A 269-nucleotide genomic window follows, 5' to 3' on the forward strand; every position below is an offset into this window, starting at 1 on the left:
GGGCGCCGGAAACCGCGTCCCCTCGATGTTGCGCGCGACGCGCTCACGATCGAGCGGAATGACGGCCTCGAGCCGGTCGAGCACATACAGTTTGGAACGATCGACATGATACGGCATCAGGCCCGCATCCGACGAGCCGCGCGGCAGCACCACCTTGTTGCCGGACGCATCGATGACGTAACCATCCGGCCCATCGCCCTTCAACAGACCACGCACATAGCCGATGTCATGCGTCAGGCAGGCGATGATCGTGTGGGTGTAATCCTCGG

Annotated in this window: 1 protein-coding gene; it reads right to left on the reverse strand. The window is 63.2% G+C overall.

Features of this window, described 5'->3' with window-relative positions; genetic code table 11:
• Window positions 1-269, reverse strand: a 269-nt coding sequence (locus RVY79_RS19815; RefSeq protein WP_317466279.1) for a hypothetical protein, incomplete at both ends; no start/stop codon positions are given.

The sequence above is a fragment of the Chromohalobacter sp. HP20-39 genome (genome assembly GCF_033052815.1).
GTDB lineage: Bacteria > Pseudomonadota > Gammaproteobacteria > Pseudomonadales > Halomonadaceae > Chromohalobacter.